The organism is Nonomuraea sp. NPDC050783, assembly GCF_040802095.1.
GTDB lineage: Bacteria > Actinomycetota > Actinomycetes > Streptosporangiales > Streptosporangiaceae > Nonomuraea.
Genome location: NZ_JBFAHK010000008.1, coordinates 1 through 26,177, shown reverse-complemented (window position 1 = coordinate 26,177; position 26,177 = coordinate 1). Strand labels below are relative to the sequence as shown.

At 73.7% G+C, this 26,177-nt stretch carries 25 protein-coding genes and 2 pseudogenes; 21 read left to right on the top strand and 6 right to left on the bottom strand.

Going from position 1 to position 26,177, the window contains the following annotated elements; translation table 11 throughout:
- Positions 1 to 207: 207 nt before the first annotated feature.
- A complete protein-coding gene (locus tag AB0H75_RS22680) occupies positions 208 to 405 on the bottom strand; it encodes a hypothetical protein (protein ID WP_367799087.1) in 198 nt (65 codons plus the stop codon).
- A 100-nt stretch (positions 406 to 505) separates the two neighbouring features.
- On the opposite strand from AB0H75_RS22680, the gene AB0H75_RS22675 reads away from it, so the two are divergent.
- The 11 genes from AB0H75_RS22675 (at position 506) to AB0H75_RS22625 (ending at position 9,961) form a co-directional block, all read left to right on the top strand.
- A complete protein-coding gene (locus AB0H75_RS22675) occupies positions 506 to 1,783 on the top strand; it encodes an NAD(P)/FAD-dependent oxidoreductase (protein ID WP_367799086.1) in 1,278 nt (425 codons plus the stop codon).
- A gap of 599 nt (positions 1,784 to 2,382) precedes the next feature.
- The gene (locus tag AB0H75_RS22670) at positions 2,383 to 2,508 is read left to right on the top strand and encodes a hypothetical protein (protein WP_367799085.1); all 126 of its coding nucleotides are present in this window, start codon (positions 2,383 to 2,385) and stop codon (positions 2,506 to 2,508) included.
- Positions 2,509 to 2,532: 24 nt separating this feature from the next.
- On the top strand, positions 2,533 to 2,658 hold the full coding sequence (locus AB0H75_RS22665; RefSeq protein ID WP_367799083.1) for an ALQxL family class IV lanthipeptide: 126 nt from the start codon (positions 2,533 to 2,535) through the stop codon (positions 2,656 to 2,658).
- Between the two features lie 111 nt (positions 2,659 to 2,769).
- The gene (lxmK, locus tag AB0H75_RS22660; protein ID WP_367799081.1) at positions 2,770 to 3,852 is read left to right on the top strand and encodes a class V lanthionine synthetase subunit LxmK; all 1,083 of its coding nucleotides are present in this window, start codon (positions 2,770 to 2,772) and stop codon (positions 3,850 to 3,852) included.
- Positions 3,849 to 4,766, top strand: a complete 918-nt coding sequence (locus AB0H75_RS22655; protein WP_367799080.1) for a T3SS effector HopA1 family protein — start codon at positions 3,849 to 3,851, stop codon at positions 4,764 to 4,766. Before lxmK ends, AB0H75_RS22655 begins: the two co-directional genes overlap by 4 nt.
- 59 nt (positions 4,767 to 4,825) lie before the next feature.
- Complete coding sequence (locus tag AB0H75_RS22650) at positions 4,826 to 4,984, top strand: LxmA leader domain family RiPP (RefSeq protein ID WP_367799079.1); 159 nt, start codon at positions 4,826 to 4,828, stop codon at positions 4,982 to 4,984.
- A gap of 122 nt (positions 4,985 to 5,106) precedes the next feature.
- Positions 5,107 to 6,018 (top strand): LLM class flavin-dependent oxidoreductase, encoded by a 912-nt coding sequence (locus AB0H75_RS22645; RefSeq protein ID WP_367799078.1) that lies wholly within the window; start codon positions 5,107 to 5,109, stop codon positions 6,016 to 6,018.
- A complete protein-coding gene (locus AB0H75_RS22640; RefSeq protein ID WP_367799077.1) occupies positions 6,011 to 6,610 on the top strand; it encodes a flavoprotein in 600 nt (199 codons plus the stop codon). Before AB0H75_RS22645 ends, AB0H75_RS22640 begins: the two co-directional genes overlap by 8 nt.
- A complete protein-coding gene (locus AB0H75_RS22635) occupies positions 6,607 to 7,518 on the top strand; it encodes a hypothetical protein (RefSeq protein WP_367799076.1) in 912 nt (303 codons plus the stop codon). The genes AB0H75_RS22640 and AB0H75_RS22635 overlap by 4 nt, the downstream gene beginning before the upstream one ends.
- Entirely contained in the window at positions 7,515 to 8,771 is a 1,257-nt protein-coding gene (locus AB0H75_RS22630) for a M16 family metallopeptidase (RefSeq protein WP_367799075.1), read from the top strand. The genes AB0H75_RS22635 and AB0H75_RS22630 overlap by 4 nt, the downstream gene beginning before the upstream one ends.
- On the top strand, positions 8,768 to 9,961 hold the full coding sequence (locus AB0H75_RS22625) for a M16 family metallopeptidase (RefSeq protein WP_367799074.1): 1,194 nt from the start codon (positions 8,768 to 8,770) through the stop codon (positions 9,959 to 9,961). Before AB0H75_RS22630 ends, AB0H75_RS22625 begins: the two co-directional genes overlap by 4 nt.
- Here AB0H75_RS22625 and AB0H75_RS22620 read toward each other — a convergent pair.
- Positions 9,936 to 10,064 (bottom strand): hypothetical protein, encoded by a 129-nt coding sequence (locus AB0H75_RS22620; RefSeq protein ID WP_367799072.1) that lies wholly within the window; start codon positions 10,062 to 10,064, stop codon positions 9,936 to 9,938. The genes AB0H75_RS22625 and AB0H75_RS22620 overlap by 26 nt on opposite strands.
- 13 nt (positions 10,065 to 10,077) lie before the next feature.
- The gene (locus AB0H75_RS22615) at positions 10,078 to 10,206 is read right to left on the bottom strand and encodes a hypothetical protein (protein WP_367799070.1); all 129 of its coding nucleotides are present in this window, start codon (positions 10,204 to 10,206) and stop codon (positions 10,078 to 10,080) included.
- Positions 10,207 to 10,399: 193 nt separating this feature from the next.
- Here AB0H75_RS22615 and lanL point away from each other — a divergent pair, with 193 nt between their 5' ends.
- The 6 genes from lanL to AB0H75_RS22585 are packed head-to-tail and all read left to right on the top strand — an operon-like array spanning position 10,400 to position 19,542.
- Positions 10,400 to 13,159 carry a class IV lanthionine synthetase LanL gene (lanL, locus tag AB0H75_RS22610; RefSeq protein ID WP_367799069.1) on the top strand — a complete coding sequence of 920 codons (2,760 nt, stop codon included), beginning with the start codon at positions 10,400 to 10,402 and terminating at the stop codon, positions 13,157 to 13,159.
- The gene (locus AB0H75_RS22605) at positions 13,156 to 14,889 is read left to right on the top strand and encodes an alpha/beta hydrolase family protein (RefSeq protein ID WP_367799067.1); all 1,734 of its coding nucleotides are present in this window, start codon (positions 13,156 to 13,158) and stop codon (positions 14,887 to 14,889) included. The genes lanL and AB0H75_RS22605 overlap by 4 nt, the downstream gene beginning before the upstream one ends.
- A gap of 12 nt (positions 14,890 to 14,901) precedes the next feature.
- Positions 14,902 to 15,033, top strand: a complete 132-nt coding sequence (locus AB0H75_RS22600) for a hypothetical protein (RefSeq protein WP_367799065.1) — start codon at positions 14,902 to 14,904, stop codon at positions 15,031 to 15,033.
- Entirely contained in the window at positions 15,033 to 16,772 is a 1,740-nt protein-coding gene (locus AB0H75_RS22595; protein ID WP_367799063.1) for an ABC transporter ATP-binding protein, read from the top strand. The genes AB0H75_RS22600 and AB0H75_RS22595 overlap by 1 nt, the downstream gene beginning before the upstream one ends.
- Complete coding sequence (locus AB0H75_RS22590; RefSeq protein ID WP_367799062.1) at positions 16,769 to 18,523, top strand: ATP-binding cassette domain-containing protein; 1,755 nt, start codon at positions 16,769 to 16,771, stop codon at positions 18,521 to 18,523. Before AB0H75_RS22595 ends, AB0H75_RS22590 begins: the two co-directional genes overlap by 4 nt.
- Positions 18,520 to 19,542 carry a radical SAM protein gene (locus AB0H75_RS22585; protein ID WP_367799061.1) on the top strand — a complete coding sequence of 341 codons (1,023 nt, stop codon included), beginning with the start codon at positions 18,520 to 18,522 and terminating at the stop codon, positions 19,540 to 19,542. The genes AB0H75_RS22590 and AB0H75_RS22585 overlap by 4 nt, the downstream gene beginning before the upstream one ends.
- A 10-nt stretch (positions 19,543 to 19,552) precedes the next feature.
- Here AB0H75_RS22585 and AB0H75_RS22580 read toward each other — a convergent pair whose 3' ends face one another.
- The 3 genes and pseudogenes from AB0H75_RS22580 to AB0H75_RS22570 all read right to left on the bottom strand — a co-directional run.
- Positions 19,553 to 22,810, bottom strand: coding sequence for a BTAD domain-containing putative transcriptional regulator (locus AB0H75_RS22580; RefSeq protein ID WP_367799060.1), 3,258 nt, complete (start codon positions 22,808 to 22,810; stop codon positions 19,553 to 19,555).
- A gap of 258 nt (positions 22,811 to 23,068) precedes the next feature.
- Positions 23,069 to 23,431: a LamG-like jellyroll fold domain-containing protein gene (locus AB0H75_RS22575; RefSeq protein ID WP_367799059.1), complete on the bottom strand. Its 363-nt coding sequence runs from the start codon at positions 23,429 to 23,431 to the stop codon at positions 23,069 to 23,071.
- Between the two features lie 38 nt (positions 23,432 to 23,469).
- Positions 23,470 to 23,667: pseudogene (locus AB0H75_RS22570) on the bottom strand (IS3 family transposase); the annotation flags it as partial.
- A 200-nt stretch (positions 23,668 to 23,867) separates the two neighbouring features.
- On the opposite strand from AB0H75_RS22570, the gene AB0H75_RS22565 reads away from it, so the two are divergent.
- The 4 genes and pseudogenes from AB0H75_RS22565 to AB0H75_RS22550 form a co-directional block, all read left to right on the top strand.
- Positions 23,868 to 24,041: a hypothetical protein gene (locus AB0H75_RS22565; RefSeq protein ID WP_367799057.1), complete on the top strand. Its 174-nt coding sequence runs from the start codon at positions 23,868 to 23,870 to the stop codon at positions 24,039 to 24,041.
- A gap of 21 nt (positions 24,042 to 24,062) precedes the next feature.
- Positions 24,063 to 24,902: pseudogene (locus AB0H75_RS22560) on the top strand (hypothetical protein); the annotation flags it as partial.
- A 65-nt stretch (positions 24,903 to 24,967) separates the two neighbouring features.
- Positions 24,968 to 25,882, top strand: a complete 915-nt coding sequence (locus tag AB0H75_RS22555; protein WP_367799056.1) for a zinc-binding dehydrogenase — start codon at positions 24,968 to 24,970, stop codon at positions 25,880 to 25,882.
- Between the two features lie 167 nt (positions 25,883 to 26,049).
- Positions 26,050 to 26,177 (top strand): LysR family transcriptional regulator (locus AB0H75_RS22550; RefSeq protein WP_367799723.1); only part of this gene is annotated, 128 nt, incomplete at its 3' end.

Sequence of the window (26,177 nt, the reverse complement as noted above, 5' to 3'; positions counted from 1 at the left end):
CGCCAAGGTCGTGGACGGTTGAGGGGGTAGGACGTTGGCCGCCCGACCACGCATGACGTGCCGCGCGGATGGATGTGGCAGGGCACGCTGACGGCTTTGCACAGATCGGGCAGGGTGCGCTACCGATGCCTCCGCAAGCCGATTCTGGCCGGAGCGACATTGTCGCGGAAGGTGTGAATACATAACGTGGAGGCACCGTCGCGTCCGTCACTCGAGCGCCACCGCCTCACGACGAAACAGACGGGTCTCTTCCCCCTGTAACGGAAGTGTGCTTTCCTGAGGCGGGCGCGCCTTTTGCGAGGTGCTCATGCGGCAGACGCGCAGCACCTCCGGTGACGCGAGGGATAATGCGACGGCCGGACAGGAATCGTATTCGGCAAATTCCTGCACGCCAGTGGTTGACATGAATGTCCCGTGCCGCTGCCGAGGGATTTGGTGGTGCGCGTCCTTCACGAAGTGGCAGTGCCGCGCGTGCTAGCGCTCACCTTCAGTGAAGGGAAGTGGGATGCCCAGGCAGACAGCAGTGGCGGTGATCGGAGCCGGTGTCGCCGGCCTCACCGCGGCGTACCTTCTGCAGAAGCACTTCGACGTCACGCTCTTCGAGGCTCGCGACCGGCTAGGAGGCAACGCTCACACCTACCTCGCTGATACCGGAGCGGAGGGGGAGATCCCAGTCGACCTCGCCTTCGTCACGTACAGCGAGACCACCTATCCGTATCTGGTCCGCCTGTTCAATGAACTCGGCGTGTCCGGCCTCCAGGTGGACAGGTCCATGGCGATGGACGTGGTGTGCGGCGACTGCGGGTTCACGCAACTGGGCGGAACCCCGCTCGGCGAGGGAGCCACGCTCACGTCGGCCACCGCGGACTCCCCTGATCGGGAGCGTTTCACCGTCGATCTGGCCCGCTTCCAGCAGTCCTTGGTGCGGATGTTCATGGAGGGCGGCGGCACGACGAAGACCCTCGGTGAACTCATCGAAGAGGACGGTTATTCGGACTACTTCACGCGGCACTTCCTCTATCCCCGCACCGCTCCATGGTTCCTGATTCGCGCCGACGAACTGGCGCAGATGCCCCTCCAGTACATCATGAATGTCCTGGGCCGGTACGACGTGCTGAGCCCGGAGGTGTTCGCGTCCTGGCGGGTCATCGAAGGCGGCAGCCGGGAGTACATCGGGAAGATCGCTCAGCGCCTGACGGCGGTACGCACGTCGACCCCCGTGACAGCCGTCCGACGGGTTGGCGAGGCTATCGAGGTCCAGGACGCGGCAGGCCGGACCCACCAGTTCGACAAAGCCGTCATCGCGACTCCCGCGCACCGGGCCCTGGCATTGCTCACCGAGCCAACCCCGCTCGAAGAACGCGTTCTGAGCGCCTTCCGTTACTCAACCATGGATGTCGCCCTGCACAGCGACTCTGGAGTTGCCTACCGACACGACGGCAAGCACAACATCATCACGCTGGGAGTATCGTGCGGCGCTCCTCTGACGTCGTTCACCGAAGTCCACGTCGACGCTCGCGCCCTGCACCGGCTTGACGTGGCAGTCCCGTACTTCATCACCTATGCTCCGTCCGAAGGTATTGACGCCGGCAAAGTGGCATTTCGCGCTTCCTACGAGCATCCGATCATCGATACGGCCGCCTACGAGGCTCAGCAACACCTGCCTGAGATATCCGGCTCCACGCTGGCGTTCGCCGGCGCGTACCACGGCGGCGGATATCACGAAGACGGCTGCCGCTCAGGGGCGGAGGCCGCCGCCAAGCTCGGAGCCCCCTGGGATTAGCACGAGCTCGTTCGGAAGGCCGTTGCCGGTCAGGGGCATCACTCCAACCGGGACAGAGCCTCGGCGTACCCGAGGGTCGATCAGAAGGTCGCCACCAAGGAGCCGCCCCCGCTCGACCTCCCGCACACGAGAACCTGCTGGTTTTTCCGCGAGGCCGCCAAGCCCGCGTGCTGCGCACGAGCCGAAGGATGTGCCGACGCCAGCACCACCCCGGTCCGGCCTCAGCCGTCAAGACGGCTGTGAGCTGAACTGACGCGAGGCTCGCCGCGTCCTGGCTCGGCCTCGTCACCCGGATCGGGCTGGAGGACACGCTGGTGCCCCCGGACGGCGGACGGGCCGAGGGCAACGCCGATCTCGTCCGCCTCGTGCTCGCCGGGGAACGGTCCGGACGACAGCCGGTCTCACGATGCGAGACGGTCTTTAGGTCGCGGACCGCCGTGACCAGCGGAAGGTGTCCGCCGCTTGCCCTCTGACAGGTCGCCGCGACAAGAGTCGGCGCGGTCTCGTCAGCTCCGCCGAAAGTGATCCCTAAGCGCTCATCGCGATGCTCTCTTCCGTACGGCGCCCCGCCGTGCCCGCCCCGAGAAAGGACGCGCGTGATGGAACTCGACATCAAGGCTCTGGACCTGCTTCCGGCCCAGTCGGCCGCCCATCTGGCCGCCTGCGAGATCACCTGCCCTCCGAAGGGCACCTGCGCCTACACCTGCAAGGTCACCCAGCAGTAGGTCTCGGAAGAGAGGAACGAACCCATGGAACTGGACGTCAAGGCTCTGGACCTGCTGCCCGCCCGTACGGAGAGCAGCCTGGCCGCGTGTGAGATCACCTGCGGTCACACGTGCAGGACGAACAACACCTGCAACGAGACCGTCCGCTGACGACAGGTGGACGGGCAGGCCGTGCCGGGCCCGTCCCCGGCCGTGCACAGGTACTCGAAAGAGAAACACACATGCTGACGCAATGCCGGCGCCCGGGGGGTGGTGACGGTCGTGGGTGAGGCGCTCAAGCCGGTACCCGTGCCGCTCGGCCAGGTGCCCGAGGTCGCCGCGCTCCTCACGCGGCTCGGCCTGGGAGCTCTGCGCCAGGACGCGGTGTCCGCGTTCTTCGGCCGCAACGACACGTGGGCGGGCGTGACCGACACGGGCATGCCCGTGTTCGTCAAGCGCACCCTGGGGGAGGCGGGCCAGGTACGGCGGATGGTGGGACGTACCAGGGCGATGGGGGTGGCGCTCGACGGGCACCCGGTGATCCACACGCCGCGCTTCCTGGGCGGCGACGACGACATGGGGCTGCTGGCCTTCACGCTGCTGGAGGAGGCGCGCAGCGGCGTCGACCTCGCCGAGGACGGCGACTTCACCTGGGACCTGGCGCACGCCGCGGGAACCCAGGTGGGAACGCTCCACGACCTCCCCGCGCCGGAGGCCGTCGCCGCGGACGACTCCGCGCCGCCGATGCCGCCCCGCGACCGCTTGGCCGCCCTGACGCTGGAGGAGTACACCGCGGCGGGCGGCGCCGAGCTGGAGACGTGGGCGATCCTGCACGACGATCCCGTCGTCACCCGGGCGATCGACGACCTGTGCGAACGGGAGCGGCGCGGCCCGCGCGTCCTGGCGCACGGCGACCTCCGGCTCGACCAGCTCCTCCACCACGACGGCGTCCTGTACCTGACCGACTGGGAGGAGGCCAGGCTCGCCGACGCGGCGCGGGACGTGGGCGCCTTCGCCGGTGAATGGCTCTACCGGGGCGTCCTCGGCATGGCCGGCCCCGACGACGGCCTGAACGACCGCGAGGTGATCGCCGCCGGCGCGCGCCGGTTCGAGGAGCTGCGTCCCTATGTGGAGGCGTTCTGGACGGGCTATCTCGAAGCGCGTCCCGCTGCCCGCGACGACCACGAGCTGCCGGTGCGGGCGGTGGCCTTCGCCGGCTGGCACCTGATCGACCGGATCATGGTCACCGCCCACCAGCGCGGCCGGTTGTCGGCCCTGCAACGCGCCGTGGCGGGCGTCGGGCGTACTGCGCTGCTGCGCCCGGCCGACCTCACCGCCACGCTCGGCCTGGGGGAGGGACGATGAAACACCTGCTCGACCAGGTACACGTCAGCGCGGACCGCACCTTCGCCCGCGTCGGCGACCACGAGATCAGCGCCGCGGGACCGAAGGCGCTGCGCGGCGAACTGGCCGACGCCCTGTACGACGCCTTCCACACCGGCCACCGGCGCACGGAGGAGCCGGGCAGCAGGTCGCTGCGTGACCCGGAGTTCGAGGCCGGGCTGCGCGGGCGGGTCCCGCACGGGGACACGGCGGCCCTGGTCCCGGCCGAGCCCGGCATGCCGGGCGTGGTGCGTCTGAACGGCGTGCGGGTGCGGCTCCCCGGCTCCAGGCTGGGCGACCACGTCGGCACCCCGGCGGGGCCGGCGCGCCGGGTGAGCCTGCCGGCCGTCCAGCCGTCGATCTCGCCCGGGTTCCTGCTGGTCACCGGCTCGGCGGGACACGGACTCGAGGAGGGCGCCTGCCTGCGCGTCTACCTCGGCGCCGCGACGCCGGAGGCCGCCCCCGCCCTGTGGGGCGCGGTGCTCGAACGGCTGGAGAAGGCGCGGCTGCCCTACCGGGCCAAGGTGCTCTCCGCCCGCGACCTGTATCCGCGGCGCGACAGCATCGTCGTCTACCTGGGGCGGGCCGCCTGGCACGCCGTACCGGAGATCGCCGCGGCGGCCTCCGAGACGGGTGGGCTGCGTGAGGACCTGTCCGCCTACGTCGCCGCCCTCGCCCCCGGCGTGGGCTGGGCGTGGGAGCCGGACGACCCGCGGCCGGGAATGCGCGGGCTGAGCTTCGGCGAGCACCGCTCGCACGCCGTCGCCGCCGGGCTGCTCGCCCACGCCGAGCACGGCGGCGACCGGGAGGAGTCGGTACGCGAGTCGCTGCGCGCCGCCGGGATCGACCCCGGCGCGGCGCACCGCAACCTCGCCTCCCCGGCCTCGCCCTTCTGAGACTTCCGGGCCCGAACCCGGGTCCGGCCCCGACGAGAACCAGAAAGGAGGTGACCCGCATGTCGACCGAGCTGCTGATGGAGGGCGCCGAGGCATACACCTCGCTCGCCGAGGTCGCGGCCGTGCCCGGTGGCGACGCTCCCGGCGCCTGGCCGCGCACGAGCTACCTCACCGCGCACCTGTGCGCCATCGCTTACACCATCGAGTCCGGCTGCTGACGGATTCGCACGAAGGCGACGGTGCCGCGGGCCGCGCGACCGCGGCCCGCGGCACCGGCCGAGTTCACCGGCCGCCTTCGTCGGCCGAGTTCACCGGCCGAGTTCACCGATCGAGGAGAGGAATGGCTCCCGGACTGATGTTCCCGCTCCAGCACACCGACCCGGAGAGGGTCGTGCCGTTCGGCGAGCTGGTGAGGAGCGGGCTGGCCGGCCGGCTCTGGCTCGGGCAGTCCGTACTGGCCGAGACCCACCAGACGGTCGCCTACCTCGCGGGGCGGGGGATCCGGGTGCGCTGCGGGCTGGGTGTGACGCTGATGCCGCTGCGGCACCCGATGGAGGCGGCGGCGCAGGCGCGCAGCCTGGCGCTGCTCACCGGGCGGCCCCTGGTCGCCGGGTACGGCACGGCCACCCCGGACCTGGTCCGGGCGCTGCGCGGCGCCCCGTACGCGAGACCGGCCTCGGCCGCGGCCGAGTACGCCCGCGCGGTGCGCACGTTCATCGACGCGGAGGCGGGGGCGCTGCCCCCGATGCGGCATCCGCCCGTGGAGGTGGGTTTGGGCGTCCTGCGCCCCGGCATGGCGCGGGCGGCGGGCGCGGTGGCCGACGTGGCGGTCACCTGGATGACGCCGCCCCCCTACCTGCGCGACACGCTGGTCCCGGCGCTGGCCGCCGGGGCCGAAGGGCGCGGCGGGCGGCCCAGGGTCGCGACCGTCGTGCACGTGGCCACGGCCGCCCCAGGACGCGACCCGCGCAGGCTCGCCCGCAGCGCCGCCGCCGATCACCTGCGCGCCCCGCACTACGCCGACATGCTCCGCCGCGCCGGAGTGGCCGCCAGCCCCGCCGCGCTGGTCGAGGCCGGGATCTTCGTGTACGGCACGCCGGAGGAGGTCGCCGGGCGGCTGCGTGACTACCGCGAGGCCGGGGCCGACGAGATCGTGCTCAACCTCGCGGGCGTCGCGGGGACCGAAGGGTTCCCCGCCGCGCTCGCCGACGCCGAACTCCTGCTCCACGCCATGGCGGACGCCGATGGCTGACCCCGAGGGGCCGCCGGCCTTCCCCGCGGAGCGCCTGCTCGTCCTCGTCACCGGCTCGCTGGGGGCCGCGTTCCTGCCGTTCTGGATCAACTGGCTGCGGCATTCCTACCCCGCCCTCGACGTACGGGTGGTGGTCAGCAGGGGCGCCGAACGGTTCGTCACCCGGCAGTCGATCGCCTCCCTCATCGGCAAGGACGTGCCCCTCGACGCCTGGCCGGAGGCCGCCGGGCCGGACTCGCCCCACGTGGACTACGCGACCTGGCCCGACGCGGTCCTGGTCTACCCGGCGACGTACCACTTCCTCGGCCGGTTCGCGGGCGGCCTGGCCGACAGCCCCATGCTGCTGGCGCTGCAGTGCACCTCCGCGCCGATCGGGATCGCGCCCGCCCTGCCGCCCGGGGCGACCGGCTCCTACGCCTACCGGCGGCACCGCGCGGCGATCGCGGAGCGGCCCAACGTCGTGGTCGCCGACCCCGTGCCCGCGACGAGCGCCCACACCGGGAAGCGGGACGGCACGGCCGCCGCCCCGCTGTCCCTCCTGATCGAACGGCTGGCCGGACTGTGCGCCCAACGCGCGAAGGAGGACCCGTGAGCCGGTACGCGACGGGCTACGTGCTGACCGACGTCACGCCGTCGGGCGAGGGGGACTACCGGTGGACCCGGCGTCCCGGCCCGCACCGGGGCGGTGAGCTGCGTACGCCGGATCCGGTCGTGCTGGACGCCGTCCGTACGGTGGCGGCGGGCCGGGTCGGGCTCGTGCTGCCCGAGCGGGCGCGGAGCACGGGCGTGACCTACCGGGCCGGCCAGGCCCGTTCGGTCGCCGCGATGCTCCTGGGCCCGGGGGCGGGGGAGAGCGACGCCGAGACCGGGCGCGTCGCGGCCGAGACGTTCGCCGGGACCGGCGCGGCGCTCGCGCGGCTGCACGCCGTACCGCTGCCGCCCGCCGACCTGCCGCCCCCCGACGGGCTGCTGCGCCTGCTCTCCTGGCTCCGCGAGGGGCAGGGGCCGGGCGCCGCGCCCGACCTGCACCGCCGCGCGGCCGGCCTCCTGGGCCCCGGGCGCATGACCACGGCACAGGAGTGGTGCCTCCAGCGGGCGCAGCCGCGCGTCCTGCTGCACGGCGGTCCCAGCCTGGGCATCCTGCTGCCCGTGACCCCCGCCGGGGACGGCGCCCTGCTGACCGGCGAGAACCTGGCCGCCGGAGCGCCCGAGACCGACGTGGGATGGATCGTCGGCGAGCTGGTGGAGCTGGGCGCGTCGGTCCGCCGCTTCGGCGCGAACAGGGACTTCGACTTCGACCTGTTCGTGGCCCGCGTGCTCGACGGTTACGCCGCCCCGCTCGACCTGGCCGCCGTCGGCAGGACGGCCGCGCTGCGCTTCCTGACCCACCTGCACGACTTCGCCGCCTACCTGCGGTGGCACGACGTCCTGCTGGACTACCTCAAGCTCGTCGCCGACGTCATCGACGCCGCCGGCGACGGCAGGCTGGTGAAGGCGTGAGAACGTCCCGGATCGTCCGCGTGCGGCTGGGCAACGGGCTGCGGCTGGTCGTCGAGGCCGAGCGTTCCGCCCCCGTAGCGGCCGTCGCGGTGCACTACGACGTCGGGTTCCGCGCCGAGTCCGAAGACACCTCCGGCCTTGCTCACCTGTTCGAGCACCTGATGTTCCAGGACGGCCACTTCCGGCGGGTCGAACGCGCCGGAGGGTTCTGCAACGCCTCCACCCGCCAGGACTACACCGAGTTCCACACGGTGGTCCCCGCCGACGCGGTCGCCACGGTGATCGAGCTGGAGGCGGCCCGCATGCGCGCCCCGGAGATCACCGTACGGGCCCTGCGTACCCAGGTCTCGGTGATCCGGGAGGAGATCCTGGGCAAGACGCGCGGGCCCTACGGCGGTTTCCCCTGGCCTCACCTGTCTCCCGTGCTGTTCCGCTCCTTCGCCAACGCCCACGACGGGTACGGCGACCACGAGGCGCTCCGGCGGGTGACCGTCGCCGACTGCGTGGACTTCTTCGACCGGCACTACGCGCCGGGCAACGCCGTGGTGACCGTCACGGGCGACGTCGAACCCGAGGCGGTGCTGGCGGTCGCCGAGCGCGCCTTCGGCGGCATCCCGCCGCGCCCGGTCCCTGAGCGCCGCTCGTACGCGGAGCCGGAGCCGGCCGGGCAGGTCACCGCCGGGCGCCGCGATCCGCTGGCGCCGCTGCCCGCCCTCGCCCTCGGCTACCGGGTGCCCGACCCGGCGCTCGGCCCGGGCGCCCATCTGGCGCTGTCGGCCCTGGCCGGGGTGCTGACCGGCGGCGTACGTCCCCGCCTGCGCGAACGGCTGCGCCGCGAGACCGGGCAGGATGTCACCGTCGCCGCCCGCGCCGGCCTGTTCGACCTCCTCGACGCCCGCGACCCCGATCTGTGGCTGCTCACCGCCCTCCACCCGGCGCGGTTGCCGGCCGGACGGGTGCTGGCCGCCGTGGACGCCGAGCTGGCCGCGCTGGCCGCCGACGGCCCCACGCGCGAGGAGCTGCGCCGCTGCGCCGCCGCCTGGTCGCTGACCCACTACCGCTCGATGGACGAGCCCGCCGGCCGGGCGTGCCTGCTCGGCCGCTTCGAGCTGCTGTTCGGCGACCCCGGCCTGGCCGCACGCCTGCCCGCCCTGTACGCGGACCTGGACGCGGGGGACGTGGCGGCGGCGGCCCGCGGCCTGCGCCCGGACTCCCGCGCGTTGCTGACGATCACCCCGGGGGAGAGCCGATGATAACCGACCGCATCCTGCCGAACGGCCTGCGCGTCCTCGCGGTACGCCACGGCAGGACCCCGCTGGCCGAGGCCCGCCTGATCCTCCCGGCCCCCTGCCCGACCCGGGAGGCGTTGGCGGAGTCGGTCCTGCTGGCCGCCTGCCTGTCGCAGGGCAGGGCTGCCGAGGAGGGGATGGAGCTGGACGTGGCGGCCGACGTCCACCACCTCACCGCCACCGTGACCGGCCCGCTGGAGGACCTGGACGCCCTGACCCGCGCACTGGCCGACGTGGCCTTCGGCGTGCCCGCCGGGGCCGGGGCCGCGCGCGACCGGCTGATCGCGCGGTTGAGGGTGGCCAGGGCCCATCCCGACTTCACGGTACGCGCGGAGCTGGCCCGGCACCTGTTCGGCGGCCACCCGGTGGCGTTCACGATGCCGGAGGAGGCCGAGCTGGCCGAGCCCCGCCGGCGGCCGTCGAGTCCCCGCGGCGCGGTCCTGGTGATCCTCGCGCCGGACGATCCGGAGAGGCTGGCCGACGCGGCGGGACGTACGCTGGCCGGCTGGCAGCCGCGGGACGTCCCCGCGCTGCCTCCGCCGCCCGCCGTCGAGGAGGGGAGCCTGCTGCCGCTGCCCCGGCCCGGCGCCGCGCAGTCACGCGTGCGGCTGCGCGGGCCTGCGGTCACCGTGGCGGACGAGCGTTACCCCGCGCTGTTCCTGGCCGCCAACATCCTGGGCGGCTCGCTGTCCTCCCGGCTCGTCCGCACCCTGCGCGAGGACAAGGGCTACGTGTACGGCGTCACGACGTTCTTCGACCACCACCCCGGCGCGGGCTTCCTGGCGGTCGAGGCCGACACCGCGGCCGAGACCACGGGCCCCGCCCTGGAGGCGCTGGCCGCCGAGTTGTCCGGCATGCGGACGCGCCCGCCCACCGGCGAGGAGGTGGAGGCGGCGCGTGCCTACGCCACCGGGTCGATGGCGACCCGGCTGGCCCCGGCGGACAGGCTCGCCGGAGCGCTCGCCGACCTCGCGGCCAAGGCCGTGGACCCGCTGCTGCTGCTCGACTTCCCGCGCAGGCTGGCCGCCGCGACCCCGGAGTCCGTGACGGAGGCGGCCCAGGAGTTCTTCGCACCCGAGCGCTTCTCCGGCGTGGTCGCGGCGGATCCCCGGCACCTGGCCGAGGGTGTCAGTAGGTGGTGGACCCGCAGGTGAACGTGGCGCAGGAGCGGTAGCTCTGGCACGTGATGTCACACGGGTAGAGCGGGGTCTCCGATCGGGCGGGCAGCAGGTCCAGCCCCTGGACGTCGAGTTCCATCGCCGGGACGTCCCTACTCGACCGTGGACGACACGTAGATCAGGCTGGCGGTCAGGCAGCTCAGGCAGCACCTGGCCCGGCCGTGCGGCGCGTTGCTCGTCCGGGCGGGCAGCATGTCCAGTGCCTGGATGTTGAGTTCCATCGGCTGTTTTCCTCTCGCTGGGTGAAGACCCGGTCGCGGAAGGATAGTCACGGGTCTCTTATGGGCCGCTTAGCCGCCCTAAACGCCCGTCCCGCGCGGACCTTAAGGGGCTCATTAGCCGCCGCTGGCACGCTCACGTGGATCCATCTTCGGAGAAGACGTACTCGGAGAAGACGAACGGAGATTCGGCGTCGTGAATGAACGTGGTTCCTCGGGGGAGGGCGGCGCGGACCGGCACGTGCTGGAGGACGTCGCCCGCGCGGCGGTACGCCGGTCGGCGGGCGACGCGGACTGGCGGTTCACGGTCGGCTCGCCTTGGACGTACGTGACCCCCGCCGATGCCCCGACCCGCCCGCAGGGCTGGAAGCTGCACGTGGCGGCTACGCCGCTGTCGGCCCCCGTGGTCCTGGCCCGCGTCGCGCGGGTGCTGGGCCGCCGCGGCTGCCCCTTCAAGTACGCCACCGACTTCGAGGAGCTGGGCAGGCTCGTCGCCCGCGGACAGGACCGGGGATCGGTCGGCAAGTTCGTCACGGTCTACCCGCCCGCCGACGCCGACGCCGACGCGGCCGAGATCGCCGAGGAGCTGCACGAGGCCACCTTCGGCCTGCCGGGTGCGCCGGTGCTCTCCGACCGCGTCTACCGGCCCGGCAGCCTCGTGTACTACCGCTTCGGGGTGTTCTCGGCGCCGAGCGAGCTGGACAACGACGGCTCCTACGCCTCCTGCCTGACCGCCCCCGACGGCACGCGGGTGCCCGACGAGCGCCACGCCTGGTACTCCCCGCCCGCCTGGGCCGAGTGCCCGTTCGAGTCGGGGCGGGCGCCGGTGCGTACCGAGGCGCCTCAGGCGGTGCTGCTGGCGGGCAGGTTCGTGGTGCGCGAGGCCATCAGGCACGGCGCCAAGGGCGGGGTGTTCCTCGCCGAGGACCGCGAGGGCGGCGGCCAGGTGGTGATCAAGCAGGCGCGCCCGCACCTCGGCGCCGGACTCGACGGGACCGACGAGCGGGACAGGACGCGCCACGAGGCGCGCATGCTGGAGATCTTCGGGCCGCTCGGCGTCACGGCGCGCAAGGTGCTGCTCTTCGAGCAGAACGACAACGTGTTCCTGGCGCAGGAGCACATCGAGGGCACCGCGCTGACCGGCTGGGAGCAGGGCAGGCGGGAGGAGCCCGGCGCCGTGCTGGGCCTGCTGCGTGACCTGGCCGCGCGGGTCGCCGTCGTGCACGAGCACGGTCACGTGCTGCGCGACCTGACGCCCAACAACGTCATGGTGACCGAGGACGGCGGGTGCCGGCTGATCGACCTGGAGATGGCCGCGGTGCCCGGGGCGGTGACCGGGCGGGCGTTCACGCCCGGGTACGCGGCTCCGGAGCAGGTGGCGGCGCCGGCGTACGCGCCCGCTCCCGGCGTGGAGGCCGACCTGTACGCGTTCGGCGCGATCGTGTTGTTCGCCGCCACGTCCTGCCAGCCGCCCCACCTGCGTGACCGGCCCGCCGGTGAGCGGTCCTGGGACGAGCGCGTGGAGGCGACCGTACGGGTGGCGACGGCCGGCGACGCCCTGGCCGGCGCCCTGACCCCGCTGATCCTGGGCCTGATGCGCGAGGACCCCGCGAGCCGCTGGGACCTGCCGCGCGTACGGAGGTTCCTGGACGACCTCGACCCCGCCGCCCTGGGCCCCGCCTCCGCCCACGGGGTGGGCGTCGCCGAGCAGGACCGCCTGCTCGGCGACGGGCTCGCCTACACGCTGCGGACCATGTCGCCCGGCACGGCCGGCCGGCCCGCCGCGCGTCTGTGGCCCAGCGGGGGCTTCGGCCTCACGGCCGACCCGTGCGCGGTCCAGTACGGCTCCGCCGGCGTGATCGCCCTGTGGACCACCCTGCTGGAAACCCGCACGCCGGACACCGGCACCTTCCTGGAAACCGGCTTCCCGACGAAGGCCGCCGGGGGCGCGGCGCCGGACGGTGGCCGGGCCCGGCTGGCCGACGCGTTGCGGGAGGCGGCGGGGTGGACGGTGCGGCGGCTGGCGCGGGAGCGGCGGCCGTCACCCGGCCTGTACTTCGGCCGGGCGGGCATCGCCGTGGCCCTGTACGACGCGGGCCGCGTCCTGGACGACGAGGACCTGCGCGCCGCCGGGACGGACCTGGGGCTCGGCCTGCCGGTCACCTGGCCCAACCCCGACATCTGCCACGGCGCGGCCGGGACCGGCATGGCCCTGCTGCACCTGTGGCACGCCACCGGCGACGAGCGCTTCCACGACCTGGCGGGCACGTGCGCCGACGGCCTGCTCAAGGCCGCCCGGCGGACGGCCGGCGCGGTGACGTGGCCCATCCCGGGCGACTTCGACTCCAAGCTGGCGGGCGCCGAGTCGTACGGGTTCGCGCACGGAGTCGCGGGGGTGGGCGCGTACCTGCTGGCCGCGGGGAACGCGCTCGGCCGCGACGACTGCGCGGAGATCGCCCTGCTGGCGGGGGAGACCCTGCTGGCCGCGGCCGAGTACCACGACGGCGGCGCCTGGTGGGCCGAGGGCCCGCAGGGCGGGACGAAGCTTCCGCACTGGTGCAACGGCTCATCCGGGGTCGGCACGTTCCTGGTCCGCCTGTACGCCGCGACCGGTGACCGCCGTTTCCGCGACGCCGCGCACGCCGCCGCCGTGGCCGTTCACGCCGGCAGGAACGGCTCGGGGACGGCCGCCTGCCACGGGTTGGCCGGCGACGGGCAGTTCCTGCTGGACCTGGCCGCCCTGCTCGGAGAGCCCGCCTACCGCGACCAGGCCGAGGACCTGGCGGCGGTCCTGTGGACGCGTGCCGTCCTGCGCGACGGCCTCATGGTGGTGCCCGATGAACTGGGCGGCGAGGACGTCTCCGTCGCCTGGAACACCGGCCTGGCCGGGGTGCTGGACTTCCTGCACCGCCTGCGCCACGGCGGCCCGCGCCGGTGGATGGCCGAGACCCGATGACCGCCCCTGCGACGAGCCCGGTCACCGCCGGGCCGCGGACGCCGGTCCACCGCGTGAACTTCCGCTTCTCGCCCGGCGGCCGGTACGCCGCGTGCCTGACCGCCGGCGACGATCCGGCGGCCTACCCCGAGCTGTGGGACCTGACCGGCCATGAACCCCGTCCCAGGGCGCTGCGGACCTGGGACGGGGAGAACGCGGCGACCGTGCCCCTGCCCACCGACGACGGCGACCTGCTGCTGTGCAGGTCCGGCCCGTACGGCTCCCGGCTCACCTTCGCCCCCGGCGGCGGGCCCGAGGAGGCCGAGCTGATGGCTGTGCGCAGGGGCGGCCTGCGGCTGCTCCCCGGCACCGCCCTCGTGCTGGAGATGGACGGCGACGGAGGCACCACGGTGTGGCGCCTGCCCGGCGGGGCCGCGCCCCCCGAACGGCTCACTCGCCTGCCGCACCCGGTCGGCGCGGCGGCCAGGCTCGACGAGCGGGGCGAGAGCGTCGCGCTGGGCGCGGGCGAGGCGGGCACCCTGGTCCTGGACGTGACCAGTGGCGCCGTCACCTCCCTCGGCCTGCCCGCCGATGAGCACCTGCTCCTGGCCGCCTCCGGCCTCCTGCTGACCGCCGTACCCCACGGGAGCGGCCATCGGCTCGGCCTGCGCGCGCTCGGTGACCCCGCGCCCGCGGCCGTCCTCGAAGGGCTGAACCGGATCGAGGGCAGCGTGGCCCCGCTGGCGCTGGACCCCGCGGGGCGGCTCCTGGCCCTGTCGGTCACCCGCCGCGCCCGCTCCCACCTGCTGCTCCACGACCTGACGGCCGACACGTCGAGCGAGGTCGAGCTGCCGCCGGGCAGCCTGCATCCGGTGGCCTGCTGGGCCGAGGACGGCTTGCGCCTGGTGCACAGCGGTGGCGACCGCCCGACCGGCGTCATCACGATCGTCGGCCCGTCCGCTTCCCGCGCGGGCGGGGAGCGGTCCGGCTGGGCCACCCCCCGCACACACGACTACCCCGCGCCGGAAGGCGGCACCGAGGCCGTCGTCTACGGCGAACCCGGCAGCGCCCCCGGCCTGGTGGTGGCCTTGCACGGGGGCCCCGAGGCCGGGTGGCGGCTCGGCTTCGACCCGCTGTTCCAGCGCCTGGCCGCCGAGGGGATCGCGGTCGTGGCCCCCAACCAGCGGGGCAGCACCGGCTACGGCACGGCGCACCGCGAGGCCGTCCAGGGCGCGTGGGGCGGCCCCGACCTGGCCGACATCCTGCACCTGGGCCGCCACCTCACGGCCGAGCGCGGCCCGGGACGCGCCAGGCCCATGCTCTACGGCGTCAGCTACGGCGCGTACCTGGCGCTGCTGGCCGCGGCGGCGGAGCCGGACCTGTGGGAGCGGGCCGTGGTGGTCGCGCCCTTCCTGTCCGGGCCGCTGTTGCACCAGGACGGGCCCGTCCCCGTACGCAACCTGATCGACCGGCTGGGCGGGCGCGAGGAGATCCACGACGACCTGGGGCCGCGCGACCTGCTCAGGCTGGCCGGGTGCATCCGCGTGCCGCTGCTCGTCGTGCACGGTGAGCACGACCCGGTCATCCCCGTCACGCACTCCCGCCGCCTGACCGGGCGGTTGCGGGAGACCGGCCACCCCTCCGTGACGTACGCGGAGATCCCGGACGCCGGCCACGACCCGCTCTCCGACCTCGGCGGGCAGGCGACCAGGGAGCGCGTGCTCGCCTTCCTCCGCCACCCGCCCCAGTGAAAGGAACCCCTCATGGACCTCGACGTCGTCGCCCTCGACCTGCTTCCCGCCACGCAGCGGACCGGCCTGTACCCGTGCCAGGTCACCTGCGCGTGCACCCGCGTCTGCCCGACCTGGGTCGAAGCCGGTGTCGTGACCCTCTGATGCGGGACAGAGCCACCGATTCTCCCGCGGGGAAGGAGACGCGGCGGGAGGCCGACCGCCTTCTCGCCGCGACGGCGCGCACGGTGTGGGCGCCGCTGCTGGTGACCGGGCTGGCTGTCGCCCTGTCCACCGCCGCCGCCCTGGCCCTGCCCGCCGCGCTGGCGGGCGCCGTGGACGGCGTGATCTCGGGCGAGGGCGCGCGGGCAGCCTGGCTCCTCGCGCTCGTGCTGGCCGCGGCCGTCTGCGGCGACGTCGTCAGCGGCCTGGCCGGCGCCGCCTCCACCGCGTCCGCGACGGCCTCGCTCCGCCTGCGTCTGACCTCCCACCTGCTGCGGCTCGACGCCGTACGCGCCCGCCGCTTCCCGGCGGGCGAACTGGCCAACCGGCTGGTCGGCAACACCGCCACCGCCGGACGCGTCCCGCTCACCGTGCTGCACGCGGCCGCCGAGCTCGTCAGCACGAGCGGCGGCATCGTCCTGCTGCTGGTGACCGACTGGCGCTCGGGCCTCGCCTTCCTGGCCGGGGTGCCGGTGGCCCTGGTGATCGTACGGCTGTTCGTCACCCAGCTGTCGGGCGTGTACGAGCACTACCAGGGCGCCCAGGGACGCCTGGCCGCCCGCCTGACCGACACGCTGGCCGGGATCCGCACCGTACGGGCCTCCGGAACCGAGGAGCGCGAGATCGCCCGGGTGCTGGGCCCGCTGAGCGACCTGTCGCGGGCCGGGCACGACATGTGGCGGGCCCAGGCGCGCGGCGTCTGGCGGATCAGCCTGCTGCTGCCGATCATCGAGGTGGTCGTGCTGGTCGTGGCCGGGCTCGGCGTCACCGACGGCCGCCTGCACCCCGGGGAACTGCTGGCCGTGGCCGGATACGCGGCGATGGGCGTGGGCTTCGTCGAGCAGGTCGACGCCCTGCTCGGCGTCGCCGAGGCCCGCGCCGCGGCCCGCAGGCTCCAGGAGGTCCTCGCGCTGCCGCCGCTCGTGCCGGGCACCCGCTCCCTGCCGTATGGGCCGGGCCTGCTGCAGTTGCGCGGCGTCACCGTGACCCGCGAAGGCTCCCGCCTGCTCGATGCCGTGGACCTGGACCTCGCCCCGGGCGCCCTGACCGCGCTCGTCGGCCCGTCGGGCGCGGGCAAGAGCACGCTGGCGCTGCTGGCCGGGCGGCTGCTCGACCCCGAGAGCGGCCGGGTCCTGCTCGATGGGCACGACCTCGCCGAGCTGTCCCCGCAGGCGCTGAGCGGCGCGGTCGCCTACGCCTTCGAACGTCCCGTCCTGCTGGGCGGCGACCTCGCCTCCGCCATCGCCTACGGCAGACCTGGCCTCGGCCGCGACCAGGTGCGGGCCGCAGCGTGGGCCGCGCACGTCGACGACGTCGTACGCCGCCTGCCCCAGGGCTACGAGACCCCCGCCGCGACCGCCCCGCTGTCCGGCGGGGAGTTCCAGCGGCTCGGCCTGGCCCGCGCGATGGTGCGGCGGGCGCGCCTGACCGTCCTGGACGACGCCACCTCCAGCCTGGACACCGCGACCGAGGCCCAGGTGACCCGCGCGCTGGTCGAGGGCATGCGCGGCACCACCCGCCTGGTCGTCGCCCACCGCGCGGCCACCGCCGCCCGCGCCGACCACGTGGTGTGGCTGGACGGCGGCCGGATCAGAGGGCAGGGCAGGCACGAGACGTTGTGGCGTCACCCGGCCTACCGCGCCCTGTTCGCCGCCGCTCCGCACCCGGCAGGTGAGGCATGACGCCGGGCGGGTTCCGGCTGCTCGCCGCGTTGTTGCGCCCCCGCGCCCGGCCCCTGGCGCACGCCCTGGCGTGGACGCTGGTGGAGTCCGTGCCCGGCCTGGTGTCGGGGCTGCTGGTGGCCACCGCCATGGACGACGGGTTCCTGGCCGGGCGGCCGGGCGCGGGGCTGGCCTGGCTCGGGCTGCTCGCCGCCGCGATGCTGGTCAGGACCGCGGCGACGCGGCTGATGTTCCCCCATCTGGCGGCGGTCGTCGAGCCGCTGCGCGACGATCTCGTACGCGCCGTCGTCACCGCGGCGGTGACCCGCGCCGCCCGCGGCGACCGGCCGGACACCGCCGTGGTCAGCCGGCTCACCGGGCAGGTCGAGACCCTGCGCAATCTGGTGTCCGCGCTGCTGCGCACCACCAACGGGATGGGCATCTCGCTCGTCATCGCGATGGCCGGGCTGCTGGTGCTCTCGCCCCTGGCCGCGGCCATCGTCGCCGTGCCCGTGCTGATCGCCCTGGTGGTGTTCGCCCGGCTGCTGCGGGTGTTGCTGGTCCGGCAGCGCGGGCTCATCCTCGCCGACGAGACGCTCACCGCCGAGGCGACGCCGATCCTGGAGGGCATGCGCGACGTCGCCGCCTGCGGGGCCGGCGAGCAGGCGTACGCCACCGTACGGGCGGCGGTGGACGCCCAGGCCGCGGCGGCGCGGGCCCTGGCCAGGGCGGGTGTGTACCGGCGGCTGGTCGTCACGATGGGGGCGCACGTGCCGCTGCTCGGCCTGGTCGTCGCCGCCGCGCCGCTGACCCAGCAGGGCAGGCTGAGCGTGGGCGAGGTCGTCGGGGCGGTGACGTACCTGGCGACGGGGCTGCAACCCGCCCTGCAGTCGATGACCGGCATCCTTTCGAGCTGGGGCGTGTCCCTGGCCGTCACCCTGCGCCGCATCGCCGAGACCATCACGCCGCCCCCGGCCCCGGCCGAACCCTCTTGGGCGGGTCCGCCCGCCGGTTTCGAGCTGAGGGCCAGAGGGCTGACCTTCGCCTACGCGCCGCAGGCCACGCCCGTGGTACGCGACCTCGACCTGGTGATCCCCGAGGGCGAGCACCTGGCCGTCGTCGGGCCCAGCGGCATCGGCAAGTCCACGCTCTCCCTGCTGCTCACCGGGCTGCGGCGGCCCACCCAGGGGGAGATCCTCCTGGGAGGGTTCCCCCTGGAGGCCGTACGCGAACGCCACCTGCGCGCGGCGATGGCGCTGGTGCCGCAGGAGGCGTACGTGTTCGCGGGAACGGTCAGGGAGAACCTCGGCTACCTGTCACCGCCGGGCACCCCCGACCAGTGGCTGGCCCAGGCCGCCTACCAGGTCGGCGCGTGGCCCCTGCTGGAACGCCTCGGCGGCCTCGACGCCGAGATCGGTGAACCCGGCGCGCTGTCGGCGGGGGAGCGGCAGCTGGTCGCCCTGGCCCGCACCTACGCCTGCCCGGCCCGCCTGGTCGTCCTGGACGAGGCGACCTGCCACCTCGACCCCGCCGCCGAGGAGAAGGCCGAGCGCGCGTTCGCCGCCCGCCCCGGCACCCTCGTCGTCATCGCCCACCGGATCAGCTCCGCCATCCGGGCCAGGCGCGTCCTGCTGATGGACGGCGCCACCGCCCTCACCGGGAGCCACGCCGACCTGCTCGCCCGCTCCCCCCTCTACGCCGACCTGGTCGGGCACTGGACGAACACGCCCACCCGCCCCGATCATCCACTCGCGACAAGGAGATCTCCATGACCAGCAGGCCCACCGACATCATCTGGGATGTCACCTACGCCTGCCCCCTGCGCTGCGTCCACTGCTACTCGGAGTCGGGGCGACGCCCGGCCAGGCAGCTCGGCCACGACGACATGATGCGGCTGGCCGACGCGATCATCGCCATGCGCCCGAACGCGGTCGAGTTCGCGGGCGGCGAACCCCTCATCGTCAAGGGCGTCTACGAGGCCGCCGAGCACATCGGCCGGGCGGGCATCGAGGTCAACGTCTACACCGGCGGCTGGACGCTCACGCCCGCCACCGCCGAGGAGGCCGCCAGGGTCTTCCGCCGCGTCACCGTCAGCCTCGACGGCGCCGACGCCGACGTGCACGACCGCGTACGCGGCAGGTCCGGCTCCTTCGAACGCGCCATGAACGCCCTGGCCCTGCTCGACGACCTCGCCGCCCGGGGCGCCGACATGACGTTCGGCATCGACTGCTCGGTCATGCGCGCCAACCTCCACCAGCTCCCGGACTTCTGCACCGGCATCGCGCCCAGGTTCCCGCGCATGAGCTTCCTCAACCTGGCCGCCGCGGTGCCCGCCGGTCTCGCGGGACGGCCCGGCTTTGCCGAGACCGAACTGCTCACCAACGCCGAACTCGCCGCCCTGACCAGCCAGGAGCACACCGAGCGGCTGCGCTCGCTGGCGCCCGCCTCGCTGGAGGTGACCACCTCCGACAACTTCATCCTCATGATGCACCCCGGCTTCGTGGCCGCCCACGGCTTCCCGCTGATGCAGATCGAGCCCGACGGCGAGGTACGCGCCATGCCCGTCTACGAAGGCTGCGTGGGCAACCTGCTGACCGAGGACCCGGACGTGCTCTGGCGGCGGGCCGTCGAACGGTGGAGCCACCCGTTCGTGGTCGAGACGCTGTCGCCGGTGCGTTCCATGACCGACTGGGCCGAGGCGGCCCGGCGCATCGACCGCCGGTTCGGCTCCGCCGAGGTGATCGCCCGCATCGACCGCCGCCCCCCGTGGACCGCCGCACTGCCGGTCTGAGCGGACCGCTCTACGCCTGCGGGTCCTCGCCGAGGGCGGCGGCGAGCAGGGCGAGGAAATGGTCGACGGGGCCGATGCACGACACCGCTGACCCGCCCGAGATCCGCCCCGCGTACGGCAGCAGCTTCTCCCTGGTCGCCCGGCAGGCCGGCAGGTCGCCGACGGCGGCCTGGGCCGCTCCCTGAAGGCAGGTCATCGTCAGCCACGACCAGTCCTTCGGCGGGGCGGGCCACCCTCCGCGGGTCAGCGACCTGGCCTCCTCCAGGCGGCCCCGGGCGCACAGCTCCAGGACGCGGGCGTCGTGGTCGACGCTGGGATGGATGCCGGTGATCTGGTCGATCAGCGGCCCTGCCTCGGCGATGGCGCCACGCTGGTAGCACAACATGAGACGGCCGTTGGCGACGACGGCACCGGCGTACCACATGCCGAGCCGCTGGGCCTGGTGCTCGGCCTCGTCGTAGAGCGAGCCCGCCTCGTCGTACCGGCCGGCGAGGGTGAGCCGGTTGGCCCGCCACATCGTGTGCTGGAAGATCGGCCAGGGCAGTGGCAGGTGGTCCAGCAGGGACGCGCAGCGGGCGGCTGCCGCGTCGGCGCCCTCCAGGTCGTTCAGCTCCAGCTTGTAGTGGGTGTCCATCATGTGGGCGAGCAGCTCGAACGCCGGGGCCTGCGCCCGCTGCGCCAGCTCGTGCAGCTCGGCCGCGATCCCCGTCAGCTCGGTGAGGTAGGTGGCCTGCGGCACCGACAGCGAGCGGGCGTTGAGCGCCCGCATGAGCAGGTGCGGGTCGCCGATCCTGCGCGCCATCGCGACCGCGTCGGCCGACAGCGACAGGCAGCGGGCGTCGCCGTCGCCGTACAGTTCCTGGGCCAGGCCGCCCAGCAGCAGGGCCCGCTCCGGGCTGTCGTTGTCCGGCAGCCGCCGCAGGGTGCGTTCGAACCGCTCCACCAGTCGCAGCTCCACCGGCTCGTACGGGTTGCGCAACGTCCAGATCGCCGGCGCGTCCAGCGCCGTGAGCACGCGGGCGGTCAGCTCGGGGCCGGCCTCGGCCCGGTCGGCCATGCGCAGGGCCTGGGCGCGTACCTCACGGGCGCCCATCGCGTCGCCCGCCTCCAGCAGGGCGCGTACCTGGCGAAGCTGGAGCTCCACGTGCTCGGCGGAGTCGCCGCCGCAGGCGCCGTGCGCGGCGACCGCCCGCCCCCACCAGGCGGCGGCCTCCTCGTAGGCGGCGACCTGGCTCGCCTGCGCCGCCGCGGCCCGCGCCCAGCGCGCCGCCTCCCGGTACGCCGCCGGGCCCGCCTCCACCGCGTGGTGGGCGATGCTCGTCACGTCGGCGTTCGGCCTGGCCGCCAGCGCGGCCATCACCTCCCGGTGGATCAGCGCCCTGCGCAGCGGCGGCACGTCGCCGGCCAGGGTGTCCCTGACCAGATCGTGCACGAACGTCATGCCGGCGTCCCCGGTGACGATGAGGCCGGCCTGCGCTGCCCGGTCGAGCGCTCGGTAGGCGTACTTGGGGTCCGGCGCCCACGACCTGCTCACCTCCGTGACCAGGCCGGGGTCGAAGTTCCTGCCGATCACGGCGGCGACCTCGAGCACCGGCACGGTCTCCGGCCCCAGCATGACCAGCCGCTGCCTGATCAGGTCGGCCACCCTGTCGGGCACGATGTCCAGGCCCTGCCCCTGGGCCAGCAGCCGGGCGCTCTCACAGACGAAGAACGGGTTGCCGCCCGTCCGTTCGGCCAGGCGCTCGGCCGCCGAGTCGGTCACCTTGGCGCCCAGCTCCTCGGCCAGTTCCTGGACTTCGTCGGTGCTCAGGCCGCCCAGCCTGATGCGTACCAGGTCGTACCTGGCGAGCTGGTGCAGCACCTCGTCGACCGAGAGCCTGAAGGCCTCGGCGGGGGAGCCGCGCAGGTCGCGGTGTGCCGCCTCGCGGAACGCGGTGACCAGGGTGAGCGAGACGTCCTTGGCCTGTGCGCCCGACAGCACGGTGACGTCCCTGAGGAGTTCGAGCGTGGCGGAGTCCGCCCAATGCAGGTCGTCCAGGATGATCACCAGGGGGCGGACCCGCGCGGCCTCGACGAGCCACTGCGCGATGAGCTGATTGCGGTGGCGGGCCGTCGTCCCCGGCGCGGCGGCGGGCCGTTCGTCGTCCAGCAGCCCCGCCAGCGCCTGCCGGTCGGGCGGCGGGGCGACCTCGGCCAGCGCCCGCAGCACCTGCGACCACGGCCACAGCGGCGGCACGCCGTCGCCCTGATGGCAGCGCCCGTACAACACCAGGTAGCCGAGGTCGGCGCAGTCGTCGCGGAACGCCTGCAACAGCCGCGTCTTGCCGATGCCGGGCTCACCGCTGACGGCGGCGGTCACCACGCCGTGGCGCTCCATCAGGATCGGCAGGGCGGTCAGCGCCTCGACCTGCCGGTTGCGCCCGATCAGACCGCGCCCCGGCCGGGGCGGAAGGACCTCCTCGTACGCGTACGACGAGGGCCCGGACGGCAACGCCAGCGAAGGAGCGTGATGGAGGATGTCCTTCTCCAGCGCCCGCAGCTCCGGCCCGGGATCGAGGCCGAGCTGCTCGGCCAGCACGTCACGCGCCCTGCGTAAGGTGGCCAGCGCGTCGGCCTGCCGGCCGCTGCGGTAGCGGGCCAGCGCGAGCAGCCACCACAGCCGTTCGCGCAGCGGATGCTCCCCCAGCTCCGACTCCAGCTCGTGGATCACCCCCTGGGGGCGGCCGAGCTCCAGCAGCGCCTCGGCACGGCGTTCGACAGCGGTCAGGCGCAGCTCGTACAGGCGGTTCACCTCGGGGATCGCCCACAGCTCACCGGCGAACTCGCCGTAGGGCATGCCGCGCCACAGCCGCAGCGCCTCCTCCAGCAGGGCCAGCGACTCCGCCGGCGGGCGCCGTTCGGCTTCGGCGACCATGTCGCCGAAGCGCAGCGCGTCGACGTCTGAGGTGGCCAGCAGGTAACCGGGCCGCCGGGCCACCAGGAGCGTCGGCGGCGTACGCGGAGGCCGGTTGGGTTCGATCGCCCGCCGCACGTTCGAGACGTGGACATGGATCGAGGCCAGCGCGTTCACCGGCGGCGCACCCTGGTACAGGTCGTCGATCAGCGCGTCCGCGGACACCACCGATCCCGCGGAGGCCACCAGCCGCGCCAGCAGGGCACGCTGCCGCGGACCGCTCAGGCCGACGGGAACCCCGCCGGCCAGCACCTCGAAAGGGCCCAGAACGCGGAACTCGACGGCCCCCGCGTCGTCCGGTCGCCCGTGAAGCAACGCCCCTGCTTCACTGTCCCGCACCCTGCCTCCTGACGAAGAGTGGCCCGTCCCCGTTCGCCCATGATGGCCCGTACGGCGCTGCCGCCTCGTCACCCCCGCGACGGATTCCGGCTCCACCGGGAGCGGGACGACTCAGGTACCGGAGACCAGCCGAGCCAGGTGACGCGGCGATCCGGCCGGACGCCCCGGCCCGAACGGCGGGAACTGGATGTACCTCCGCCTGAGCCCCGGCACCGCCGGCCGGTCGCCGTCTCGTCATCGCCGTCCGGAGGAACGGCGGCGTGACGGCGGAACTTCCGGCCAGAAGGGGGAGCCGGAGGGCAGCTCGGTGTAGCCGGCGAGGGTCTGGATCTGCTCCTGCGTGAGGGTTCCCGAGAAGGCCCAGACGTCGTCGAGCGCCCCGGCCCAGTACTCTCCCCACGCGCCTCCCACCTTGGTACGGCCGAGCTGCAGCGGACCGCCGGCGTCGAAGCCCAGGGTGTGCCACCGTACCGAGACCCTCTCCTCGTCCTCCTCCAGCCGGCCGTTCACATAGAGGCCACCGGGGTTTGACTTTCTGGGCCCGTGCGGGCGCCCGCCTCGGTCCAGCAGCACCAGGCCGACCTGCAGGTCAAGCACCCTGCGATGACTTCTGAAGTGGTACAGGTGGTGGCCGGCCGAAACGCTCGCGCCTGAGCCGGGACCAGGCCCTGCTCCCGCATCAGGGCGCGCACCAGTTCGGCCGAGCAGTGCTCGCCGCGGCGGGCCAGGGCGGCCAGCAGGGCCCGGCGTTGTGCGGTGGCCGAGGCCGGTCGCTCATGCCACTCGTAGAAGCCCGAGCGTGACACCTGTAGCCAGGCGCGCATCCTCACGATCGAGTGACGGGCGAGAACCGCCTGCGACGCCTTGCCACGTAACGCCCGGACCGTGATCCGCTCGGTGGTCCTCGACGCTTGGTCAAGCATGGCCAGCGGGTACAAGCTGCGACGAGATGAGCACTCCCTACGAAAGTCGTGGGTGCGGTGTGACTTTCGTCAGGGACAGTGTGGCGGAGCCGCGCGGCAGGGTTGAGCGCATGAAGAAGACCGTGGCCGCGGGTGTTCCCGCGCTCTCTGCATCACTGACCAGCCTGGGCGCGACCCCGGCTGAGGCCGCCGTGCCGGTGACCGCCCTGCCTGCGCCGACCGGTGGCCATCCGGTCGGCAGGGCGGACCTGCATCTGATCGATTCCAGCCGCCCCGACCTGTGAGTCGCGGGCCAGAACGCACGCGAGCTGATGGTCTCGATCTGGTACCCGGCGCGGAAAGGTGCGGGCAAGCCTGCGCCGTACGTCACTCCGCAGGAGTCAGAATTGATCATCAGGAGTGTGCCGCAGCTCAAGGACGTGCCAGCGGACACGCTGGCCAAGACCACGACGCATGCCCGTGTCGGCGCTCCCGCGTTGAAGCGGAAAGGCGGATGGCCCTTGGTGGTCTTGTCCTCCGGCATGACCCTGTCTCGGGCGACGATGACGTCGCCGGCCGAGGAGTTCGCCGGCCGCGGCTGTCTGGTGGCGGGGATCGAGCACACCTACGAGTCGGCGGCGACCACCTTCCCCGACGGCCGCACCGTCACCTTCGAGGCCGGAAAGTCCGGTCAGACACCGGACACAGGCGCAAAGGTGGTTCGGGTCAGGGCCGCGGACACCGAGTTCGTCCTCGACCAGTTGGGCCAAAGCAACCGCCCCGGTTGCCGCGCGGACGCGAGCGCGTCATGGACCCTGGTCGGGTGCGGGGGTGGTCATCCCTCGATGAGTTCGGCGAGCTCGGCTTCGATGTCGACGGTGACGGTCGGCGACTTGCCGCGGACCGGGAATCGGGCCTGTCCTGGAGGTCGCGATCTTCTGGGCTGCGGTACGGGCCGACCTGCGTACGGGGTGGAGGCGTCGGCGCGGCGAGGGCGGCAGCCGGCGCTGAGGTCTCATGCGGGTGAACCGCGGCGGGGGCAGGGCCATCTGGGTCGATCGACCAGCCTCGCCGCGCTCAGGCCCGCCCGGCCGCGGACATATCGCCTGGTCGAGCCGCGCGGGACGGACGAACCCTTCATCTTCAAAATGTTTCGTAGCAGATAATCTTCTACAAATATATCTGCTAGTGTCCTACTTGTTGTCTCGCCTCATACGCACAGGAGATGTCGATGCCCACACGCGCCCTGGTAGCCGACCCGTCCACCCCCGCGAGCATCGCCTTCGGCGAGGTCGCCGATCCGGTCGCCGGGCCTGGACAGGTGCTCGTCGACGTGATGCATGCCTCGCTCAACTACGCCGACCTCAACAACGCGACCTCCGGACGCCTCCCGGCCAGGGCGCCCCTGGGGCTCGACGCGGCCGGGATCGTCCTGCAAGGGGCCGCGGACGGTTCCGGCCCCGCCGCCGGCACCCGTGTCGTGCTCTTCGCGGACGGCGCGTTCGCCGAGCGAGTGGCGGTCGACGTGTCGGCGGTGGCCGAAGTCCCGGAGGGTGTCGGTCTGGCCGAGGCGGCCGCACTGCCGACGGCGGGCCTGGCCGCGCTTCGCTCCCTGCGCAGCGCCGGCATCGCGCCCGGCAGGCGTGTGCTGGTGACCGGCGCCTCGGGCGGCGTGGGACGATACGCGGTTCGGCTCGCTGCCCACGCGGGGGCGTACGTCATCGTCTCGGTCGGCTCCCCCGGACGCGGTGACGGCCTGGCCGGTCTTGGCGCCGATGAAGTGGTCGTGGGGCTGAACGACGTCAAAGAGCCCGTCGACATCGTCGTGGAGACCGTCGGCGGGCCTCATCTGGTCCGGGCATGGGAGTTGCTCGCCCCCGGCGGGAACCTTCAGTCCGTCGGATGGACCTCGGGCGAGCCGGCCGTTTTCCCGCCCTATGCGACCGTCGGGCCGCCCAAGACGCTCACCTCGTACGTCAATGACTTCAGGGCCGCCGAGGACCTGGCCGAGCTGGTACGGCTCACGGCCGATCGGATTCTGGTCCCCGAGATCGGCTGGCGTGGCTCCTGGGAACGCTTCGCCGAGGCAGTCGCCACGTTGCGCGACCGGCGCGTGAGAGGGAAGGCAGTCTTCGACCTCCAGTGACGCCGGCCCCAGAGGCGAGACCCGCCGCCTGCGGTCGATCAGGCGGCCGATGGAGCAGGAGGCGCTGCGGCCGCCGCCGGATGGCGATGGGACCTCAACTGCGGCGACACGCGTTCGTGTGGGAAGGAGCGACGCGGTTGACACCACGGTTCGTGACCGAGGGCGGGATGGAGCTGCGTGATGTGGAGATCTTCCTGACGCTCGCCGAGGAGCTGCACTTCGCCAGGACCGCCGAGCGGCTGCGGGTCAGCCCGTCCCGGATCAGCCAGGCGATCAGGAAGCAGGAAAGGCAGGT

Coding starts and splice junctions, on each gene's coding strand:
- AB0H75_RS22620 (WP_367799072.1), bottom strand. CDS start 10,064: ATGGAACTCGACGTCCAGGGGCTGGACCTGCTGCCCGCCCGATCGGAG.
- AB0H75_RS22595 (WP_367799063.1), top strand. CDS start 15,033: ATGCGGGACAGAGCCACCGATTCTCCCGCGGGGAAGGAGACGCGGCGG.
- AB0H75_RS22565 (WP_367799057.1), top strand. CDS start 23,868: ATGAAGAAGACCGTGGCCGCGGGTGTTCCCGCGCTCTCTGCATCACTG.
- AB0H75_RS22600 (WP_367799065.1), top strand. CDS start 14,902: ATGGACCTCGACGTCGTCGCCCTCGACCTGCTTCCCGCCACGCAGCGG.
- AB0H75_RS22585 (WP_367799061.1), top strand. CDS start 18,520: ATGACCAGCAGGCCCACCGACATCATCTGGGATGTCACCTACGCCTGC.
- AB0H75_RS22645 (WP_367799078.1), top strand. CDS start 5,107: ATGGCTCCCGGACTGATGTTCCCGCTCCAGCACACCGACCCGGAGAGG.
- AB0H75_RS22675 (WP_367799086.1), top strand. CDS start 506: ATGCCCAGGCAGACAGCAGTGGCGGTGATCGGAGCCGGTGTCGCCGGC.
- AB0H75_RS22555 (WP_367799056.1), top strand. CDS start 24,968: ATGCCCACACGCGCCCTGGTAGCCGACCCGTCCACCCCCGCGAGCATC.
- AB0H75_RS22680 (WP_367799087.1), bottom strand. CDS start 405: ATGTCAACCACTGGCGTGCAGGAATTTGCCGAATACGATTCCTGTCCG.
- AB0H75_RS22625 (WP_367799074.1), top strand. CDS start 8,768: ATGATAACCGACCGCATCCTGCCGAACGGCCTGCGCGTCCTCGCGGTA.
- AB0H75_RS22640 (WP_367799077.1), top strand. CDS start 6,011: ATGGCTGACCCCGAGGGGCCGCCGGCCTTCCCCGCGGAGCGCCTGCTC.
- AB0H75_RS22590 (WP_367799062.1), top strand. CDS start 16,769: ATGACGCCGGGCGGGTTCCGGCTGCTCGCCGCGTTGTTGCGCCCCCGC.
- AB0H75_RS22665 (WP_367799083.1), top strand. CDS start 2,533: ATGGAACTGGACGTCAAGGCTCTGGACCTGCTGCCCGCCCGTACGGAG.
- AB0H75_RS22650 (WP_367799079.1), top strand. CDS start 4,826: ATGTCGACCGAGCTGCTGATGGAGGGCGCCGAGGCATACACCTCGCTC.
- AB0H75_RS22670 (WP_367799085.1), top strand. CDS start 2,383: ATGGAACTCGACATCAAGGCTCTGGACCTGCTTCCGGCCCAGTCGGCC.
- AB0H75_RS22655 (WP_367799080.1), top strand. CDS start 3,849: ATGAAACACCTGCTCGACCAGGTACACGTCAGCGCGGACCGCACCTTC.
- AB0H75_RS22615 (WP_367799070.1), bottom strand. CDS start 10,206: ATGGAACTCAACATCCAGGCACTGGACATGCTGCCCGCCCGGACGAGC.
- AB0H75_RS22605 (WP_367799067.1), top strand. CDS start 13,156: ATGACCGCCCCTGCGACGAGCCCGGTCACCGCCGGGCCGCGGACGCCG.